This is a genomic window from Pasteurella oralis (genome assembly GCF_042681465.1).
In the GTDB taxonomy this organism is placed as follows: Bacteria; Pseudomonadota; Gammaproteobacteria; order Enterobacterales; family Pasteurellaceae; genus Pasteurella; species Pasteurella oralis.
In genome coordinates, this window is the sequence record NZ_JBHUFP010000007.1 from 68,509 (window position 1) to 85,875 (window position 17,367).

Consider the following 17,367-nt stretch of genomic DNA (forward strand, 5'->3'; position numbering starts at 1 on the left):
TCAGTAAATAAACGCTATGACTAGGATAATTTCCAATTTCATAACAAATATAGTAATCTTTGCAACAAATTATTAACGTTAAACAAAAAGAGGTCAAACCTTGAACGATATGGTAAAAAATTTAGTCCTTTGGATTGTGGTCGCGGTAGTAATGATGACCGCATACCAAGGCTTTAATTCAACTTCGTCAGGAAATGCCACTGACTATACCACTTTCATTACGGACTTAGGTAATGATCAGGTACGTCAGGCTCGTTTTGATTACAATGAAATTTATGTGACCAAAGCGGATGGTTCAAAGTATACCACTGTGATGCCATTAAATGATGATAAGTTATTAAATGATTTATTAAATAAAAAAGTAAAAGTTGAGGGTACGCCGCCAGAAAAACGTGGTTTCTTCTCACAAATTTTAATCTCTTGGTTCCCAATGTTACTACTGATTGGGGTTTGGTTGTTCTTTATGCGTCAAATGCAAGGTGGTGGTGGTAAAGCGATGAGCTTTGGTAAAAGCCGCGCCCGTATGATGACCCAAGAGCAAATCAAAACTACGTTTGCAGATGTCGCAGGTTGTGATGAAGCAAAAGAAGAAGTGGGCGAAATTGTAGATTTTTTACGTGATCCAAGCAAATTCCAAAAATTAGGCGGTAAAATCCCTAAAGGTATTTTAATGGTTGGTCCACCGGGAACGGGGAAAACTTTATTAGCAAAAGCGATTGCGGGTGAAGCAAAAGTGCCATTCTTTACCATTTCAGGCTCTGATTTCGTCGAAATGTTTGTTGGTGTAGGGGCTTCTCGTGTACGTGATATGTTTGAGCAAGCAAAGAAGAATGCACCTTGTTTGATCTTTATTGATGAAATTGATGCTGTTGGTCGTCAACGCGGTGCGGGTTTAGGCGGTGGACATGATGAACGTGAACAAACGCTAAACCAAATGTTAGTGGAAATGGATGGCTTTGAAGGTAATGAAGGAGTAATTGTAATTGCGGCGACAAACCGTCCTGATGTACTTGATCCTGCGTTGACTCGTCCAGGTCGTTTTGACCGTCAAGTTGTGGTAGGTTTACCAGATGTACGTGGTCGTGAGCAAATTTTAAAAGTGCATATGCGTAAAGTGCCTATTGCGCCAGATGTCGATGCGATGACATTAGCACGTGGCACACCGGGTTATTCAGGGGCTGATCTTGCTAACTTAGTCAATGAAGCAGCTTTGTTTGCTGCGCGCACTAATAAACGTTTAGTCACAATGCTTGAATTTGAAAAAGCAAAAGACAAAATTAATATGGGACCTGAACGTCGTACTATGATCATGACAGAGAAGCAAAAAGAATCTACTGCTTATCATGAAGCCGGTCATGCTATCGTAGGTTATTTAGTACCTGAACATGATCCTGTGCATAAAGTGACGATTATTCCGCGTGGACGCGCATTAGGGGTAACTTTCTTCCTACCGGAAGGCGATCAAGTCAGTATTAGCCAAAAACAATTAGAAAGTAAGTTGTCTACACTTTATGCTGGACGTTTAGCTGAAGATCTTATTTATGGTGAAGAGAATATCTCAACGGGTGCTTCCAATGATATTAAAGTGGCAACTAATATTGCGCGTAATATGGTGACGCAATGGGGATTTTCTGACAAGCTAGGTCCAATTCTGTATTCAGAAGACGATGGTGAAGTGTTTTTAGGACGTTCAATGGCGAAAGCAAAGCATATGTCTGATGAAACCGCCCATCTGATTGATGAAGAAGTAAGAGCGATCGTGACGCGTAATTATGAGCGAGCAAGACAAATATTAGTTGATAATATGGATATTTTACATGCGATGAAAGATGCGTTAGTAAAATATGAAACCATCGAAGAAGCACAAATCGAGCAGCTCATGCAGCGTCAACCAGTCACTCCACCATCAGGCTGGGAAGAGACTGAACGTTCACAAACAAAATCAAAGACTAATACTGAACAAGAGAGTCCAGTTGAAAAATCAGAAGATGTAGAAAATAATGAATCTCTGGATAGATAAACGTTGATAAAGAAAACCTCTTTAACTGACATTAAAGAGGTTTTTTGTTAGCTTTATTTACTCGTTTTGATAAGAAGTTATTTTTTCCCCTCTCATATTTCGCTATAATTAACCGCACTTTTTCTCATGACAACAATTAATGAAACTATACGCAAATAATAAAGTCCTAGATTTATCAACGCCTCAAATTATGGGGATTCTTAATTTTACGCCTGATTCTTTTTCTGATAGTGGTCAATTCTTTGCTCTGGACAAAGCACTTTTTCATGTAGAAAAAATGCTCAAAGCTGGAGCGACAATTATTGATATCGGCGGTGAATCAACACGACCAATGGCTGATGAAGTGAGTCTGGAACAAGAGTTAGAACGTGTTTTACCTATTGTTGAAGCGGTAAATCATAATTTTGATTGTTGGATTTCAGTAGATACTTCAAAAGCTGAAGTCATGAAAGCTACAGCGCAAGTGGGAATGGATTTGATTAATGATATTCGGGCATTACGTGAAACAAATGCATTGGAAACAGCAGTAAAGCTTGATTTACCTGTATGTCTTATGCATATGCAAGGGCAACCTCGCACAATGCAGAACAATCCACAATATGATGATGTTGTGGCAGATGTATTTTCTTTTTTACAACAACGGACTGCACAATGTATTCAAGCGGGTGTTCGTAAAGAGAATATCATTTGGGACATGGGATTTGGTTTTGGTAAAACAGTTGAACATAACTATAAATTACTGCAAAACTTACCGCACTTTTGTGCAGCAGGCGTTCCTGTATTGGCTGGGCTATCAAGAAAGTCAATGATCGGTGCTGTATTAGATAGAACAGTGGAACAACGTATTGTTGGTAGTGTAGCTGGTGCATTAATTGCTGCGATGAATGGCGCAAAAATTTTGCGAGTACATGATGTAGAAGAAACCGCCGATGCACTAAAAATTTGGCAAGCGACGCTGCAAGTTTAAATAAAGGGACAATTCAAATGGCAGAACGTAAATATTTTGGTACAGACGGAGTACGTGGAAAAGTTGGCTCAGCACCAATTACCCCCGATTTTGCTCTTAAACTAGGTTGGGCTGCGGGTAAAGTATTAGCGACACAAGGTTCACGTACAGTATTAATTGGTAAAGATACGCGTATTTCTGGTTATATGCTAGAGTCAGCATTAGAAGCAGGACTTGCCGCCGCAGGGCTTTCGGCTGCGTTTACAGGTCCAATGCCAACTCCTGCAATTGCTTATTTAACACGAACTTTTCGTGCTGAAGCGGGGATCGTGATTTCGGCATCACATAACCCTTATTACGATAATGGAATTAAGTTTTTCTCTGCACAGGGGACAAAATTGCCTGACGATGTGGAGGAGGCGATTGAAGCAATGCTTGATGAACCTATGGATTGTGTGGAATCGGCTGATCTAGGTCGAGCGAGCCGTATCACTGATGCTGCTGGGCGTTATATTGAGTTTTGTAAAAGCACATTCCCAGCACATTTAAGCCTTGAAAATTATAAAATTGTTGTTGATTGCGCAAATGGGGCAACTTACCACATTGCACCTAATGTCATGCGTGAATTAGGCGCTGAAGTGATCGAAATTGGGACTAAACCCAATGGTATGAATATTAATGAAAAATGTGGTGCCACCGATATTAAAGCGTTACAGGATAAAGTATTAGAAGCGAAAGCAGATGTTGGCTTAGCCTATGATGGTGATGGTGACCGCTTAATTATGGTTGATCATTTAGGTAATAAAGTAGATGGTGATCAAATCTTATTTATTATTGCGCGTGAGGCATTGCGTGCTGGCAATTTGAAAGGTGGTGTTGTTGGTACATTAATGAGTAATATGAGTCTTGAGTTAGCTCTTAAGCAACTTGCTATTCCATTTGCGCGCGCTAATGTAGGTGATCGCTATGTGTTAGAAAAAATGCAAGAAAAAGGTTGGTTATATGGCGGTGAAAATTCAGGTCATATTATTATTGCAGATAAAAATACCACAGGTGATGGAATTATTGCTTCACTCGCTGTACTCACAGCTATGGTTCAACATAAATTATCATTGAATGAATTAGCGAGTGCTGTGCCGCTTTTCCCACAAGTATTAATTAATGTTCGCTTCACTGGTGGTGCTAATCCACTTGAGAGTAAAGCAGTGAAAGCGATTGCCGCTGATGTTGAAAAAAGACTTGTTGGTAAAGGACGTATTTTACTACGCAAATCAGGTACTGAACCATTAATTCGAGTGATGGTTGAGTGTGAAGATGGGGAACTTGCTCAGCAATGTGCAGAACAAATTGCTGATGCTGTTCGAGCAAATTAGCTATTTTCCTGTTTATAAACTGAGCCTTATTGTGCTCAGTTTGTTTTTGTCTTATTGAGAATAAATTATGGATATTTTTGTAATGCGCCATGGTGAAGCTGAATTGATGGCGAAATCGGATAAAGAACGTCATTTGAATAGCCGTGGGAGGCAGCAAGCAACAGCACAAGGAATTTGGTTAAAATCGACCGCACTTTTAGCGCATGTACTCGTTAGTCCTTATATTCGCGCACAACAAACTTTTGAGCAAATCAATCAAGTTTATGATAATCAGTTGTTAAGTAAAGTTGAAATCTGGGATGCAATTACGCCTTATGGTAATGCACATACCGTAGTGAGTTATCTTGATGTTTTAGCAGAACAAGGGATCGAATCGGTTTTGATCGTTTCACATTTACCTTTAGTTGGAGAAATTGTTGCTGCACTGTGTGGACGTAATTCAGTAAGTTTTTATCCTTCTACCATTGCGAAAGTTGAATGGAGTCGACATATTGGCACGGTAGTACAAGCAAAATATCCAGAGTAATTGGATTAATTTTATAAGATAAATAAACCTTGATTGAAGTTTTTTGAGTTGAAATTAAACGATCTTAAAAGTTCAATTATTTACATTAATTCACAGAAAACCGATAAATTTATTTCTTTTTATTAATAAATTCAATTAGCTATTTCTTTAAGTAAATATTTTATTGCTGTAAAAGTGATTTTTTATTTCGTAAAAAAGTGTAAATAATGATTTCTTTTTTGTGTAATTTAATACACACTATACTGAGCAAAGTGATATTCTTTGTGAGTTTTTTATTTTAAAACCTCGTAAATTTTAGGAGAAATGATGAAAAAATCAGTATTAGCTGCATTAGTATTAGGCGCGAGTTTAACTGTAACAGGTTGTTTTGATAAAGATAGCAAAGCTGGTCAAGAAGTTGAGAAAGCTAAGGCTAGCGTTGTTGAAGCAAAAGATGCCGTAGTCAGCGCAGCAGATGAAGTGAAAAACTCGGCGGTTGAAGCAGCAAAAGAAGTCAAAGATGCAGCAGTAGAAAAAGCAGCTGAAATGAAAGATGCCGCAGCGGCAAAAATGGAAGAAGCGAAAGCAGCAATGGCGGAAGCAAAGGATGCAGCTGCTGAAAAAGCAACAGAAATGAAAGATGCCGCGGCAGCAAAAATGGAAGACGCTAAAGCGGCGATGACAGAAGCAAAAGATTCAGCTGTAGAAAAGGCAGCTGAAATGAAAGATGTAGCAAAAGAAAAAATGGCAGAAGTAAAAGATGCTGCAACGGATAAAATGGCTGAAATGAAAGATGCTGTAGCAACTAAAACAGAAGATGTTAAAGCAGCGATGGCAGAGGCGAAAGATTCAGCAGCTGAAAAAGCAACTGAAATGAAAGATATGGCAGCAACTAAAGTGGAAGATGCGAAAGCAGCAATGACAGAAGCAAAAGATTCTGCTGTTGAAAAAGCAACTGAAATGAAAGATGCCGCAAAAGAAAAAGTGGAAGAAGTTGTTTTACCTAAACAATAATTCTGAGTAATAATATAAAAATAGTGGATTTAATATCCGCTATTTTTATCCCTACTAATTAAGCAAATACTGAAAGCTCAATTTATCTTTTTCAGCAAAAATACGTACAGCTTTATGTAGATATTCTGTGGGTATTTTTTCTTGATACAAGAAGCGACTACTAACTGCAATAAATTCTGCATGCAAATATTGTGTATAAACTGAACCTGAATTGGTATTAACTCCCGCCATTGCTCTGCCTAATAATTTTCCATAAATATGGATATTACCATCTGCTGCGACCTCAGCGCCTTGTTCAACATTGCCATGAATAATTAAATCACTATTTTTGGCATAAATCACTTGTTTGTTTTCAACATGTTGATTAATGATTTTGACGGGTAAATAACGTGGTTCTGGTAAAATATCAGAGAGTTCTCCACTTTTTCCTAATAAGGGGAGATTGGCTGTGAGAATTAATTCTTTTTGTAGATGATTTTTCCAGTCAGAAACACCAATAATTTGGATATTAAATTCTTCAAAAAGGGCTTTTAAGGCAGTTAGATTAATTTTCTCCAATGCAGGCGTGAATTGGAGAATAACCGCAATATTTTGGAAAATAGATGGCGATGATTTGACTTTTTTAGTTAAAGAACGCTTGATGACAGTCAGACTAGAGCTATTTAATGTAATAAAAATTGATGAAAATTGCCCGGTTCGAAACTCTACAATATCCTGTGCCATAATTAAGTCCAAATAAACAAATTGCTTGTTTCAATCATAAAGAATTGTGTTAGGATCGGCAAATCTTTTTTGCAGAAATTGGAAGTAAATCAATGTTATGTGCAATTTATAAAAGTCAGCGGAAAGTCGGCACATATTTATATGTGGCTAAACGAGATCAATTTGAATATGTACCAGAAGCATTAAGAGAGGCGTTTGGTGTGCCTATTTTTGTGATGATGTTTAATTTGGCAGGCAATAAACCTTTGGTTAATGCAGATAAAGCACAAGTATTACAGCGAATTCAACAACAAGGTTTTTATTTACAAATGCCAAAGGAAGATGATTGGTTATTTAAGTTGTAATTTTTGCTGGTGTAAATCGAGCTTTTTGTGGCATTCTTTCTAAAATGCGAGCTTGATTTATTTTTAATGCCTGCTCGCTAGGTTGATAATCTAGCCATAATTTCTTATCTATTGGTAAATTTTGTGGCCAAATGTATTGCACGTCAAAACCTCGCGCTTTACATTCTTGGTGCAATAAATCATAACGTTTTTTCAGAAAAGTGAGCCTATTGAAGAAAAAACGAACATGTCCAGTGCCTAATTTATAATCGTCAGGTTGTCCCGTTAAATCATATTTGCCTTTTGCTACCGCATTAGGAATACGTGTTAATTCACGGTGCTCAGCAAGTAAATGTTGGTCACAAAGATCAGAAGGTGGCACTAGATTAATTCGAGTCATACTGTACAGCTTAAATTGAAGAAAGGAATATGGCGTAATATTACGCCATGAGAGTGATTTTTATTTTAGTGTTTCAATAAATTTAGCGATACTTTGCATATCTTCATCAGACAAACGTGATTTTGCTGCGTTTCCTGCGCCAACCACTTGCCCTTCTTTGCGTGCTTTTAACGCATTAACAATTTCATCTGCTGCTAAGTTTTTTAATGGACGTGATTGGTTTAGGGCTGATTTTTCGGCATTATTACCATGGCAAAATGAGCAAGGCTTGAATAATTGCTTTCCGCGTTCAGCGCTCACTTCTGCCTGTGCTGTTGAAATTGCACAAGCCATAATCAATAGAATAGAATAAATTTTTTTCATTATTTAACCTTTAAAGAGTAAATGTAAATCTTGATCAGGAATCAAGCCTTCGAATTTATAAAGGATTTTACCTTCGGGGTCAATAACGAAAGAGGTGGGGGTGCCAACTAATTGATAGCGTTCTGCGCTGATTTTGAGTTGATCTTTAACAACAGAAAGCTGAATTTCTCTTTTGGTTACAATAGTTTGAGTATCTGCTTTTTCACCATCAATATTCATTGCAATAATATGTAAATTATTGTGAGGGTAATTTTGCATAAAGTGTTCAAGAGTTTTCAATTCAGTAATACAAATACCACAAGTTTCTGACCAAAAATTGAGAATAATCGTTTTGCCTTTCCAATCAGCCAGACTGACTTTATTGCCTTGTAAGTCAAATGCAGCAATGTCTGGTGCCGATTGACCAATAACAGCATGTTCATCTTTGCATGAAATAAGTGAAAAACCGACTGCACTTAATAGCATTAGCTTTGCTAGTACAGTCAGAAGATAATTAATTTTCATTGATTTCTTCTCGTAGAAATTTGCCATGTTGTAAGAAAATTGTACGGTTTGTTAGCTTGCCTAATTCGGGATTATGCGTGACCATGACGATAGTTCTGCCTTGTTTATTTAGCTGAATAAGTAAATCTAGCACCAACTGTTCATTTTTTTCATCCAAATTTCCTGTTGGTTCGTCTGCAAAAATAACTGGGGGTTGATTAACTAATGCACGTGCGATACATACTCGTTGTTGTTCTCCGCCAGAAAGTTGACTTGGACGGTGATCAAAGCGATGTTCTAAGCCAACTTGCTTTAATACGGCTTTTGCGGCTTCTTCGTCAATAACACTGTGATAATGCTGGGCTAACATGACATTTTCAAGGGCGGTGAGATAGGGAATTAAATGGAATTGCTGGAAGACTAAACCGATTTTTTCGGCGCGGAAACGCTGTCTACCAACTTCATCTAATTGTGCCGCATCAATGCCATCTAATATGACTTTACCTTCAGAAGCCGTATCTAAACCAGTGAGGATGTTCATTAATGTCGTTTTGCCTGAGCCAGAAGCGCCCATAATGGCAACAAATTCACCTTGTTGAATCTGAATATTGATATCTTCAAGTGCAGTCACTTGGTCAAATCGTTTATATAAATGTTGTGTTTCAATGACATAGTTTGACATAGTCTACCTTTTGTTAATTTAATTCCATAGAAAAGTTCTCTGTAGTGTTCGTTATGGTGTTTGTACAATGATGTTTATTGTATATATAACGCATTATTCGCCTTTTAATACATTGGCAGTCTGGATTTCTAAGGCTCGTCGTGTTGGCACAATGACTGCAATGAACGCCACTAATAAAGATAAAATAATAGTAATGGGGATGACTGGTAAGCGCATATCAATGTAGGCTTTAAAAACAGTAAGTCCTAGAATTTGTGCCAGTAGATAGCCGATGATTAAACCTGCAATAATAGCACAGCAGGCAATAATTAAAGTTTCTGTACCAATTTGTTTGATAATATCTTGCTGTCTAGCACCAAGCGCTTTTTGTAATGCAAATTCTTTAGCGCGTTCACCAACAATCGCAATTAAAGTGGTATTCACACATAATGTGGCGAGAATTAAGATCACCCCTGAGATTAAACTCATTAAGCCTTTAATTTTATCTAAAATTTGTCCTTCAGAAGCGGAAACTTTACGAATAGGGCGAATTTCTAAGTCAGGGTAACTTTGTTGTAATTGTGCCGCAAAGGAATCGACTTGTCCTTGATCATTTTTGACATTCAATAAAGCATTTGTTGCTTGCCCTTCTTTTTCTAACCAATTCTGTGCAAATTCTAAATTGACAATCAACATATTGTCGGTAGCATCACCAGATTCAATGATAGCCTTAATATTAAAACTGTGTTTTTCTACGGCATTTTTACTGAGTGTGATTTTATCTCCAACTTTTAAATTTAAGCGCTCAGCTAGAGTTTTACCAATCATAGCGTTACGCTTATCGAAATTGACACCGATTTGTGATCCCGTGATTTGCCAGTAGGGTGCTAAGGTTTTCATCTCTTCAAACCACACACCCATCATCACAATTTTTTCTAATTCGCTACGTGTAACACCATATAAATAAGGACTGGCTGCACTGATTAAGCCTTGTGGCGCTTGAGTGAGAATTTGTTGTAATTGCTGTTCTTGAATTAAACCACTGGTATTTGAACCAATATAGAAATTAGCACCAAAAGTGCGTAACTCTTGGCTCATTTTGGTATTGATATCGAAATAGACGGCAGCCATTGCCGTCACAATACTTGCACCGACCGTTAAAGCCGCAAAAATAATCAATACACGCTGTAAGCGAAGACGTAAAGCACGTAGAATCAAGCGCCAAAACATGGATTGTGGTTTATTGGCGACCATATAGCACCTCCACTGGATATAGACGTGCGATGCGGTGAGCAGGGAACCAAGTACCGATTAAGGCAATAAGCACGGAAAGCACTAATACACAAGGTATGACGATCCAAGCAAAATCCAGAGGTGACCCGAATAAGGTCGTGCCAATGAATTTAGCTAATCCCCAACCTGCTATACAACCTGCTATACCGCCAAATAAGCCACTAATAATGGCTTCACAATAAAATAGTAGTACAATTTGCCATTGATAAGCACCAAGTGCTTTCATCAAACCGATTTCTTTACTTCGTTCAATAATGGTTGTGGTCATTAATGAAGCAATTCCCATCGCAGCGGCAATGAGTGCTGCAATCGTCACTACCACGAGCAGGAGTTGGATTTTTTCAATGACAACGCCTTCAGAAGCGGCAACTTGCCAAATTGGGCGAACAATTGCGCCTGAAATGGCTTCTTCAAGTTGATGAGAAATAGACGAAACGTAAGCAGTACAATACCAACGATCATATTCTTCAGCATCTAATCCATCTACATTTGCACGTGCTTTACGTGAAAGTGCATTTTCAGGCACAGTAAGAGCGGACACCTTGATTGCTTGCACTTTACCTTGTAACCCCAGTAGATTTTGTACCGCACTTAATGGCAGAATCAATTGCTGTTCTTCTTGTCCACCTGTGGCAAGAATACCTTTAATTTCAATACGTAGTTGATTGGTAAATTCAGTATCTTGGTAACTGAGCTGGATTTGATTACCAATTTGCCATTGTGATGTTTTTGCCAATTGCTCACCAATTAAAGCAGGAATGACATCAGCGAAATTGTCTTGTCGATCGTTAACCCATTCACCTTGCACTTTCCAATATGGACTAATGATTTTTTGTCCTGTGTGGTAATCTTCTTCATCGGGAATGGCAATCTGATGGTCGAAGAAAGTACCTAAAATTTGAACTGTTTGGACCGCACTTTGATCGATTTTTTGTGCTTGGACATCCGCACTTAAGAGTGGTGCGAAACCAACGATATTATTACGCCAGAAAATATCTTTGACATTCGCTAATTCTTTTTCGTCGAGAAAGTCTTGGCTCGCTAGTGAGCTTGCGCCATTCACATCTTGTGGCAATATGGCACTACTAGCGGGCTCAACTAAAATGTTTGCTCCATAAGATTTCAATTCACGAGCCATCTTATCGCCAATATCAATAGACACAGCGAGCAAGGCAGACACTAAACCTGCTGCAAGGAAGATAGTGACAATGGCTAATAATTTACGTTTCAAACCGAAGCGCCAAGATTGAATCAGCATACGAGTAAGCATTATTGACCTCCTTCAATCTTGATGTATTGTTCTGGCATCTCGCGGAATATATTAAGATTTTTTTCACTAGCAAAGAAGTAAGTTTTGCCTTCATAGCTATATTTGTGTTCAGTTTTAGTGTTTTTTAGCTGAGTATGATCGACAGGATCAATGACATCAATTTCAACTATTGTAGAAAAATAGTTTAGCCCTTCTTCTAAGCTTTTTTTCGTAATAATGATGTGGGTGTCATTTTGTTGCCAATTTTCAATTGGCACTGGATTACAGCCCCCCGGTTTACCAATAGAAGGAATAAACATTCTTACTCCACAGCCAACACAGACAACTTGATCGCCTTCCATGACATAACCTTGATCACCACACAAAATACAGGCATCAAATACGGCAGCTAAACTGAGACGATCTGGCAAGCGATTAATTAAGAAGAAGCGTACCGCTTTACCATCATCAGCAATCCAAACAAAGCGATGTAGCTTGCCATCTTTGACTTGTTCAATTGGAATATAAACTTGATTACTGTCATCCATTTGAACTGGTGTAGCTTCTGATAAACGCGGTGGTTGAGAAGCTATCTTATCCCAATACAGTTGTGTACCTAATGTTAAGATAATGATTGCGATTCCCCAAACAATTAAACGCTGTGATACTAAAAGTGCGGCTTGTTTCTTACGTTTTTCGATAGGATGGGATTCTTGCTGTATTGCAAATTTACGTACTAAGTGAATTTTGATTGTGAAGACAACAAGTACAATAAATAGCATTACACTGTGAATATAGTTAAAGAAATTAGCGATGTTACCTGATTTGGCGACGAAACTAAGACGTGGTTTTGTCAGTGCTATTATCTGTAATTTCATTAACGTCAGCAGCAACTCGCCAAGTAGCGGTGTAATTAGGAACAATATCACCAATGTCGTAATCAGATAAGAAAGTGCGGTCAGTTTTTGTTGAGTTTTGCACTGTCTTAATAAAATGTTGAGCCATATTGCAACGAACAAGCATAGCAGTAAGCCGAGTATGATCGCACTACTATGCAAAATAAAATCGGTATTGATAACATCTGTACTTGTAATTGCTGCAAGATTAGGATCTTTGCCCCAAAAAATGCCTGCGATAAATGTCAGTAGTATATGGCATAAATAAGCCATTTTGCTGGAATGAAAAAACTGGCAGAAGTAAAACAAGAGTAAGCTGGCTAGAATAAAGCTGGTTAGGATCAAATTGACTGTTTGGCTTTTCGGCAAATGAAGAATTGTCGTCACACCTACAGCAAAACTGATGAGCGTTAGGCAGATTAGCGGTTTACTTTTAACTTGTGGATAATATGACCAAGCACAGCCTAAAAGTAGAGCAAAGGGGAAGAGACTTTGTAGTAAAAAAGTAAAAAAATAATTCATAAGATATCCGTGTAAAATTTAGACCGAGCAGACACTTCACTTAAAATATTAATATTTCCAATCACTATTTTGATGCTTAAATAGTGATTGGAAATATCAAATCGCACTAAACAAATAGCGAAGGTGCGTTCATTACGCACCTTGTATTTTTATCAATTTAAACCGGTATATTTAAATTCATAGCTTACGTCAAATGGCTTCCACCAACGACCGACACCTGTTTCTTCATCAGTATGACGGTGCATACCTGCTTTTGGTGGTGGCTCAATGTGATAAGTTAATTTGTAATTACCCACACCCATCATTTTAATGTTTAAGCCATAATGAGGACCGTCACCAGCAACCATTGGCATAAAGGTACCTTCTTGCTTTTCACCTGTATCAGTATTAACTAAAGTATAGTTGATAGTTAAATATGGCATCCATTCGCCTTCGCCAAAACCGTTTACATTTCCTTTAATAGCATGAATATCTGCTTCTAAGTGAATATCGGATTTAGCTGCTGGCAGTCCCATACCACGTGGTTCCATATCGACTGGCTGTAGATATACTGCAGCAATTTCCATACCATTCATTTCGACCGGCTCACCGATTGGATATTCTTTGAATGCCAATGCAGATGGCGCAGCCAAAATACTGGCTAATAAGGTTGTTGTTAAAAGTGTTTTTTTCATACTTAATCTCCTCTCAATATTTAAGTATTGATTTATAACATTAAATCGCTTTATTACTTTGATACTTCATATAGAACAAAGCAAAAATTGCTGCAAAAATTAAAACAACTTGTGGTAGTAATGTTTCGACATAAGGGTAAATACCTAACCAGCTGATTTCAGGTACACTTGTAATCAAAGTTGGTTCAAATAATTTACCTTCAATTAATTCTAGAACACTTTTTCCGGCAAATACAAATGCCATAAGGTACATAAATATACCAGTGAACATAAAGAATGGCTTTAATGGTAATCTCACTACAGTGTAGCGCATGATGAGGTAGCAAATTGCCAGAATAACAACGCCAACGACGAAACCTGCTAAAAGATAGAAATAACTGACCGCACTTGTTGCATCGCCTACTAAAGCATAATAAAACAGCACAGTTTCAGCACCTTCACGGTAAACCGCTAAAAAGCTGGTTAGCCATAGCCCAACTAATGAACCTGTCGTTAGGGCAGCAGAGAGTTTCCCTTCTAAATAACGTTTCCAGTTTTGTGCTTCAACTTTAGAGAGTAACCAGTAGCTCATCATAAATAACATCACTACGGCGATCATCATGGTGAAACCTTCTAACAGCTCACGACTCGCACCAGCATTTGAAAAGACTAATTGGAATACGATCGCAGTGATTACGCTGCCAATTAATGCCACATAAACAGATTGACGAATCACTGGTAATTTGTCTTGATGATGATTTTTGATCAAATAAGTCACAATCGCGGCAACAATTAGTAAAGCCTCTAAACCTTCGCGTAAAATAATCAGTAAGCTATAGAGGAACATTGACCAATGGCTTTGATTTGCACCTTGTAGCATTTCAACTGCATTATTTAAACCTTGTGCTAATCCTGATGCTTGCTGTTGTAATTGTTCGGGGCTTGCATTAGCTTTAATTAAGCTGACTAAGCGAGTGAAGTAACCTTCAAGTTCTACTTTAAAATTGCTATCGCGCGAACCAACTTTATTTTCCATACCACTACTTTCAAACACATCAAAGTAAGTATCTTGTACTGCAAGCATGGCTTTTTTGTTGTCACCTTGTTGGTATAACGTAATGGCTTGTTGGATACGTTGGTTGATTTCTGTGGTGACCTTGTTCCAATCTTGATCTGGCGTATTATCCGCCAATTGTGCTTCAGTTGACTGAGTCACTTGATGTTCACGTGTAGTAGGTAAATCAGGTAATTGTTCTTCAATATCCTGTAATAATACAGTAATTTGATAGCCTAGATGGTTGATTTGATCGGGTTTGTCACTTAAGCGGATCAAATCGTAAAATTGTTGATTTATCCCTGCGGAAATTGCGGCGGAACGATTTTGGCGAATTGACATCTCCATTTCAGAGTTTTTAAAACCGTCGTATTGCGCTTGTTGTACTCGTTGTTTCGCTTGAGCAAAATCACCATTTTCATAAGCCGTGATTGCTTGGGCTAACAGATCATCAATGATTTTAAAACTCTGTTGCCAATGTTGGGCGATTTGCTGATTAGTATAAACATCATGTTGCCCTGAGGCATTGAGTTGGTGCCCTTCGGTAAGCGCAGGTAAAACTTCTTGGAGTGCTGTTTTTAGTCCATCAATTTTATTTTGTACTTCGACGAGTGGTTTCCCCTCACCAATCATTTTGCGAATTTCACCGAATGTCGCTTCCATTTGATAGCTTTTTTGTGCTGAGAAATTAATTCGAATCGGACCTTCTAAATTTTCAAATACTTCAAAATATGCCATTTGCACTTCAGTACGAGCATCCTCAATATTATTTTGCTGATACAACACTGCTGTTTTATCAAGGCGGCTTTCAATATCTTGTACCCATTGTGCATAGTTATCTTTGGCTTGTGTAGTAGAAAAGAAAAATACTGCGATAATGAAAAAAATATATCGCATCCAATGAAAGCGATTCATATGACTAACCTAAATGATAGTGATTATTATCTTCGTTAGTGCAATTATGCGCTTATGAATTTTTTTCGCAACAAAAATAAACAAATCGTGTTGAAAATGTGACTAAAACCACAAGTTTTAGCAACGTTATTTGATTTGATTTAACGAAAATTTAACATCGAGAAATGCATTCTGTGATTTTGTTCACGAAATACATAACTTTGTTTTTATCTTTCTTTTGAGGCATTGCATAATTAATATGTTAATGTGAATTAAAAGCATAGTGAGGCAAATGATGAAAAAAATGTTATTGATGAGTGGTTCTAAATATCAACAAACTGATTATTTAGTCCATACAATTCCTTGGTTAACACGGTTTTTAGCTGATTATCAAGGTAAAATGGTGGCTTTTATTCCTTATGCTGGTGTGCGCCAATCTTATGACGAATACGAGGCAAAAGTACAAAAAGCGTTGGCAGAACTGAATATTAAAATTCTTTCTGTTCATCGTGCGGCAAGACATGTGGATATCATTGAGCAAGCAGATGTGATTGCAATTGGAGGTGGGAATACATTTTGTTTGTTAAACGGCATGTATGAACATCAATTAATTGATCTTATTCGCGCTAAAGTTGAATCAGGCACACCTTATTTTGGTTGGAGTGCAGGTGCTAATGTGGCTGGTTATTCTATTATGACGACTAATGATATGCCGATTACTTATCCTCCATCATTCCATGCTTTAAACTTATTTCCACATCAATTAAATCCACATTTTATTTCTGGTAAGCCACAAGGGCATAACGGAGAGAGTCGTGAAGAAAGACTCGCAGAATTTTTGCTTGTTAATCCAAACGCAAAAGTGTATGCCTTACCAGAAGGAACCGCGTTATCTATACAGGGGGATACGGCGACTACTTTAGGCATGCATGATATTTTATTATTTAGTGAAAATATGCAGTTAGAAACGATTCCTAGTGGTGAGACTATCCGTTATTAGTCGATATTTTGTGATCTTTTGTTTAACTTTGTTTGGTGAAAAGATCATAACCGCTTATAATCTAAGTCGCTTTTTAGATTTTATAGAGAGAGAACAACATGACAGCTCAAAGTGGCGTATTATTAGAACATTGTAAAGCAGCAATTTATTTAGAAGCGAATATCACTGATTTATCTGTGATTCCTGAGGCAAGTCGCCAGTTCTGCGACAGACTTGTGCAATTACAGCAACAATTTCCTGATGCCAGATTAGGTGCAGTGGTTGCTTTTGGCGATAAAGTTTGGAAACAATTAGCGGGTGAAAAGAGTGCAAAAGAATTAAAGCCTTTTGTTACTTTAGGTAAGGGGGATGCTTCTGCGCCAGCGACACAATATGATCTATTAGTCCATATTCAGTCATTACGTCCTGATGTTAACTTTTCTGTTGCACAAGCGGCGATAGCAGCTTTTGGTGGTGCTATTCATGTTGAACAGGAAATTCATGGTTTTCGTTGGATTGAAGAACGTGATTTTACCGGTTTTGTTGATGGTACTGAAAATCCGCAAGATGCTAAACGTGCTGAAGTAGCGTTAATTGCGCAGGGGGATGATATAGGTGGAAGCTATGTATTTACCCAGCGTTATGAACATAATTTAACTAAATGGGAAAAGTTAACGACAGCAAAACAAGAAACGGTAATTGGTCGTACTAAACCAGATAGTGTTGAATTAGAAGATAAATTAGATACTTCCCATGTAGGTCGTACCGATTTAAAAGAAAATGGCGTGGGACTGAAAATTTTACGTCAAAGTTTACCTTATGGTACAGCGAGTGGTAAACATGGTTTGTTCTTTATTGCCTATTGCGCCACTTTATATAATATTGAACAGCAATTATTGAATATGTTTGGTGAGAAAGACGGTAAAACCGATCGCTTGTTAGGTTTTACGAAAGCAGTGACTGGCAGTTACTATTTTGCGCCTTCTTTAGATAAGTTGAAAAATTTATAATTCACC

At 37.8% G+C, this 17,367-nt stretch carries 18 protein-coding genes; 8 read left to right on the top strand and 10 right to left on the bottom strand.

Annotation, left to right across the window (positions count from 1 at the left end):
• Nucleotides 1-109: 109 nt before the first annotated feature.
• The 5 genes from ftsH to ACFSAV_RS06390 all read left to right on the top strand — a co-directional run bounded on the left by ftsH (nucleotide 110) and on the right by ACFSAV_RS06390 (nucleotide 5,858).
• The gene (ftsH, locus tag ACFSAV_RS06370) at nucleotides 110-2,020 is read left to right on the top strand and encodes an ATP-dependent zinc metalloprotease FtsH (RefSeq protein WP_101775865.1); all 1,911 of its coding nucleotides are present in this window, start codon (nucleotides 110-112) and stop codon (nucleotides 2,018-2,020) included.
• Between the two features lie 139 nt (nucleotides 2,021-2,159).
• Nucleotides 2,160-2,987 carry a dihydropteroate synthase gene (gene folP, locus ACFSAV_RS06375; RefSeq protein WP_101775866.1) on the top strand — a complete coding sequence of 276 codons (828 nt, stop codon included), beginning with the start codon at nucleotides 2,160-2,162 and terminating at the stop codon, nucleotides 2,985-2,987.
• A 17-nt stretch (nucleotides 2,988-3,004) separates the two neighbouring features.
• Nucleotides 3,005-4,339, top strand: a complete 1,335-nt coding sequence (glmM, locus tag ACFSAV_RS06380) for a phosphoglucosamine mutase (protein ID WP_101775867.1) — start codon at nucleotides 3,005-3,007, stop codon at nucleotides 4,337-4,339.
• A gap of 67 nt (nucleotides 4,340-4,406) precedes the next feature.
• On the top strand, nucleotides 4,407-4,865 hold the full coding sequence (sixA, locus tag ACFSAV_RS06385; RefSeq protein WP_379097558.1) for a phosphohistidine phosphatase SixA: 459 nt from the start codon (nucleotides 4,407-4,409) through the stop codon (nucleotides 4,863-4,865).
• A 306-nt stretch (nucleotides 4,866-5,171) separates the two neighbouring features.
• Entirely contained in the window at nucleotides 5,172-5,858 is a 687-nt protein-coding gene (locus ACFSAV_RS06390; protein ID WP_379097561.1) for a hypothetical protein, read from the top strand.
• A gap of 54 nt (nucleotides 5,859-5,912) precedes the next feature.
• Here the strand turns inward: ACFSAV_RS06390 and minC are convergent, their stop codons facing one another.
• Nucleotides 5,913-6,581, bottom strand: a complete 669-nt coding sequence (minC, locus tag ACFSAV_RS06395) for a septum site-determining protein MinC (protein ID WP_379097564.1) — start codon at nucleotides 6,579-6,581, stop codon at nucleotides 5,913-5,915.
• Nucleotides 6,582-6,673: 92 nt separating this feature from the next.
• On the opposite strand from minC, the gene ACFSAV_RS06400 reads away from it, so the two are divergent.
• Nucleotides 6,674-6,925 carry a YcgL domain-containing protein gene (locus tag ACFSAV_RS06400; RefSeq protein WP_379097567.1) on the top strand — a complete coding sequence of 84 codons (252 nt, stop codon included), beginning with the start codon at nucleotides 6,674-6,676 and terminating at the stop codon, nucleotides 6,923-6,925.
• On the opposite strand, the gene ACFSAV_RS06405 is transcribed toward ACFSAV_RS06400, so the two are convergent.
• The 9 genes from ACFSAV_RS06405 to ACFSAV_RS06445 all read right to left on the bottom strand — a co-directional run bounded on the left by ACFSAV_RS06405 (nucleotide 6,915) and on the right by ACFSAV_RS06445 (nucleotide 15,375).
• On the bottom strand, nucleotides 6,915-7,304 hold the full coding sequence (locus ACFSAV_RS06405) for a pyrimidine dimer DNA glycosylase/endonuclease V (protein WP_379097570.1): 390 nt from the start codon (nucleotides 7,302-7,304) through the stop codon (nucleotides 6,915-6,917). The genes ACFSAV_RS06400 and ACFSAV_RS06405 overlap by 11 nt on opposite strands.
• Nucleotides 7,305-7,364: 60 nt before the next feature.
• Nucleotides 7,365-7,667, bottom strand: a complete 303-nt coding sequence (locus ACFSAV_RS06410; protein ID WP_101775873.1) for a c-type cytochrome — start codon at nucleotides 7,665-7,667, stop codon at nucleotides 7,365-7,367.
• 3 nt (nucleotides 7,668-7,670) lie between these two features.
• Nucleotides 7,671-8,171 carry a TlpA family protein disulfide reductase gene (locus ACFSAV_RS06415; RefSeq protein WP_379097573.1) on the bottom strand — a complete coding sequence of 167 codons (501 nt, stop codon included), beginning with the start codon at nucleotides 8,169-8,171 and terminating at the stop codon, nucleotides 7,671-7,673.
• On the bottom strand, nucleotides 8,161-8,832 hold the full coding sequence (locus ACFSAV_RS06420) for an ABC transporter ATP-binding protein (protein WP_101775875.1): 672 nt from the start codon (nucleotides 8,830-8,832) through the stop codon (nucleotides 8,161-8,163). The genes ACFSAV_RS06415 and ACFSAV_RS06420 overlap by 11 nt, the downstream gene beginning before the upstream one ends.
• A gap of 93 nt (nucleotides 8,833-8,925) precedes the next feature.
• A complete protein-coding gene (locus ACFSAV_RS06425) occupies nucleotides 8,926-10,065 on the bottom strand; it encodes an ABC transporter permease (RefSeq protein ID WP_379097576.1) in 1,140 nt (379 codons plus the stop codon).
• On the bottom strand, nucleotides 10,052-11,374 hold the full coding sequence (locus ACFSAV_RS06430; protein ID WP_379097579.1) for an ABC transporter permease: 1,323 nt from the start codon (nucleotides 11,372-11,374) through the stop codon (nucleotides 10,052-10,054). Before ACFSAV_RS06430 ends, ACFSAV_RS06425 begins: the two co-directional genes overlap by 14 nt.
• The gene (locus tag ACFSAV_RS06435; RefSeq protein WP_379097582.1) at nucleotides 11,374-12,771 is read right to left on the bottom strand and encodes a Fe-S-containing protein; all 1,398 of its coding nucleotides are present in this window, start codon (nucleotides 12,769-12,771) and stop codon (nucleotides 11,374-11,376) included. Before ACFSAV_RS06435 ends, ACFSAV_RS06430 begins: the two co-directional genes overlap by 1 nt.
• Nucleotides 12,772-12,923: 152 nt before the next feature.
• The gene (locus tag ACFSAV_RS06440; protein ID WP_101775879.1) at nucleotides 12,924-13,445 is read right to left on the bottom strand and encodes an iron transporter; all 522 of its coding nucleotides are present in this window, start codon (nucleotides 13,443-13,445) and stop codon (nucleotides 12,924-12,926) included.
• 40 nt (nucleotides 13,446-13,485) lie between these two features.
• The gene (locus ACFSAV_RS06445; RefSeq protein WP_379097607.1) at nucleotides 13,486-15,375 is read right to left on the bottom strand and encodes an FTR1 family iron permease; all 1,890 of its coding nucleotides are present in this window, start codon (nucleotides 15,373-15,375) and stop codon (nucleotides 13,486-13,488) included.
• 292 nt (nucleotides 15,376-15,667) lie between these two features.
• Between ACFSAV_RS06445 and pepE the strand changes: the two genes are divergently transcribed.
• Both pepE and ACFSAV_RS06455 read left to right on the top strand, forming a co-directional pair.
• Entirely contained in the window at nucleotides 15,668-16,372 is a 705-nt protein-coding gene (gene pepE / locus ACFSAV_RS06450) for a dipeptidase PepE (protein WP_379097586.1), read from the top strand.
• Between the two features lie 98 nt (nucleotides 16,373-16,470).
• On the top strand, nucleotides 16,471-17,361 hold the full coding sequence (locus ACFSAV_RS06455) for a Dyp-type peroxidase (RefSeq protein ID WP_379097589.1): 891 nt from the start codon (nucleotides 16,471-16,473) through the stop codon (nucleotides 17,359-17,361).
• Nucleotides 17,362-17,367 lie beyond the last annotated feature (6 nt).

Coding starts and splice junctions, on each gene's coding strand:
- ACFSAV_RS06455 (WP_379097589.1), top strand. CDS start 16,471: ATGACAGCTCAAAGTGGCGTATTATTAGAACATTGTAAAGCAGCAATT.
- ACFSAV_RS06410 (WP_101775873.1), bottom strand. CDS start 7,667: ATGAAAAAAATTTATTCTATTCTATTGATTATGGCTTGTGCAATTTCA.
- ACFSAV_RS06425 (WP_379097576.1), bottom strand. CDS start 10,065: ATGGTCGCCAATAAACCACAATCCATGTTTTGGCGCTTGATTCTACGT.
- sixA (WP_379097558.1), top strand. CDS start 4,407: ATGGATATTTTTGTAATGCGCCATGGTGAAGCTGAATTGATGGCGAAA.
- ACFSAV_RS06405 (WP_379097570.1), bottom strand. CDS start 7,304: ATGACTCGAATTAATCTAGTGCCACCTTCTGATCTTTGTGACCAACAT.
- pepE (WP_379097586.1), top strand. CDS start 15,668: ATGAAAAAAATGTTATTGATGAGTGGTTCTAAATATCAACAAACTGAT.
- ACFSAV_RS06415 (WP_379097573.1), bottom strand. CDS start 8,171: ATGAAAATTAATTATCTTCTGACTGTACTAGCAAAGCTAATGCTATTA.
- folP (WP_101775866.1), top strand. CDS start 2,160: ATGAAACTATACGCAAATAATAAAGTCCTAGATTTATCAACGCCTCAA.
- ACFSAV_RS06390 (WP_379097561.1), top strand. CDS start 5,172: ATGAAAAAATCAGTATTAGCTGCATTAGTATTAGGCGCGAGTTTAACT.
- ACFSAV_RS06420 (WP_101775875.1), bottom strand. CDS start 8,832: ATGTCAAACTATGTCATTGAAACACAACATTTATATAAACGATTTGAC.
- ACFSAV_RS06400 (WP_379097567.1), top strand. CDS start 6,674: ATGTTATGTGCAATTTATAAAAGTCAGCGGAAAGTCGGCACATATTTA.
- glmM (WP_101775867.1), top strand. CDS start 3,005: ATGGCAGAACGTAAATATTTTGGTACAGACGGAGTACGTGGAAAAGTT.
- ACFSAV_RS06440 (WP_101775879.1), bottom strand. CDS start 13,445: ATGAAAAAAACACTTTTAACAACAACCTTATTAGCCAGTATTTTGGCT.
- ACFSAV_RS06430 (WP_379097579.1), bottom strand. CDS start 11,374: ATGCTTACTCGTATGCTGATTCAATCTTGGCGCTTCGGTTTGAAACGT.
- ACFSAV_RS06435 (WP_379097582.1), bottom strand. CDS start 12,771: ATGAATTATTTTTTTACTTTTTTACTACAAAGTCTCTTCCCCTTTGCT.
- minC (WP_379097564.1), bottom strand. CDS start 6,581: ATGGCACAGGATATTGTAGAGTTTCGAACCGGGCAATTTTCATCAATT.
- ftsH (WP_101775865.1), top strand. CDS start 110: ATGGTAAAAAATTTAGTCCTTTGGATTGTGGTCGCGGTAGTAATGATG.
- ACFSAV_RS06445 (WP_379097607.1), bottom strand. CDS start 15,375: ATGCGATATATTTTTTTCATTATCGCAGTATTTTTCTTTTCTACTACA.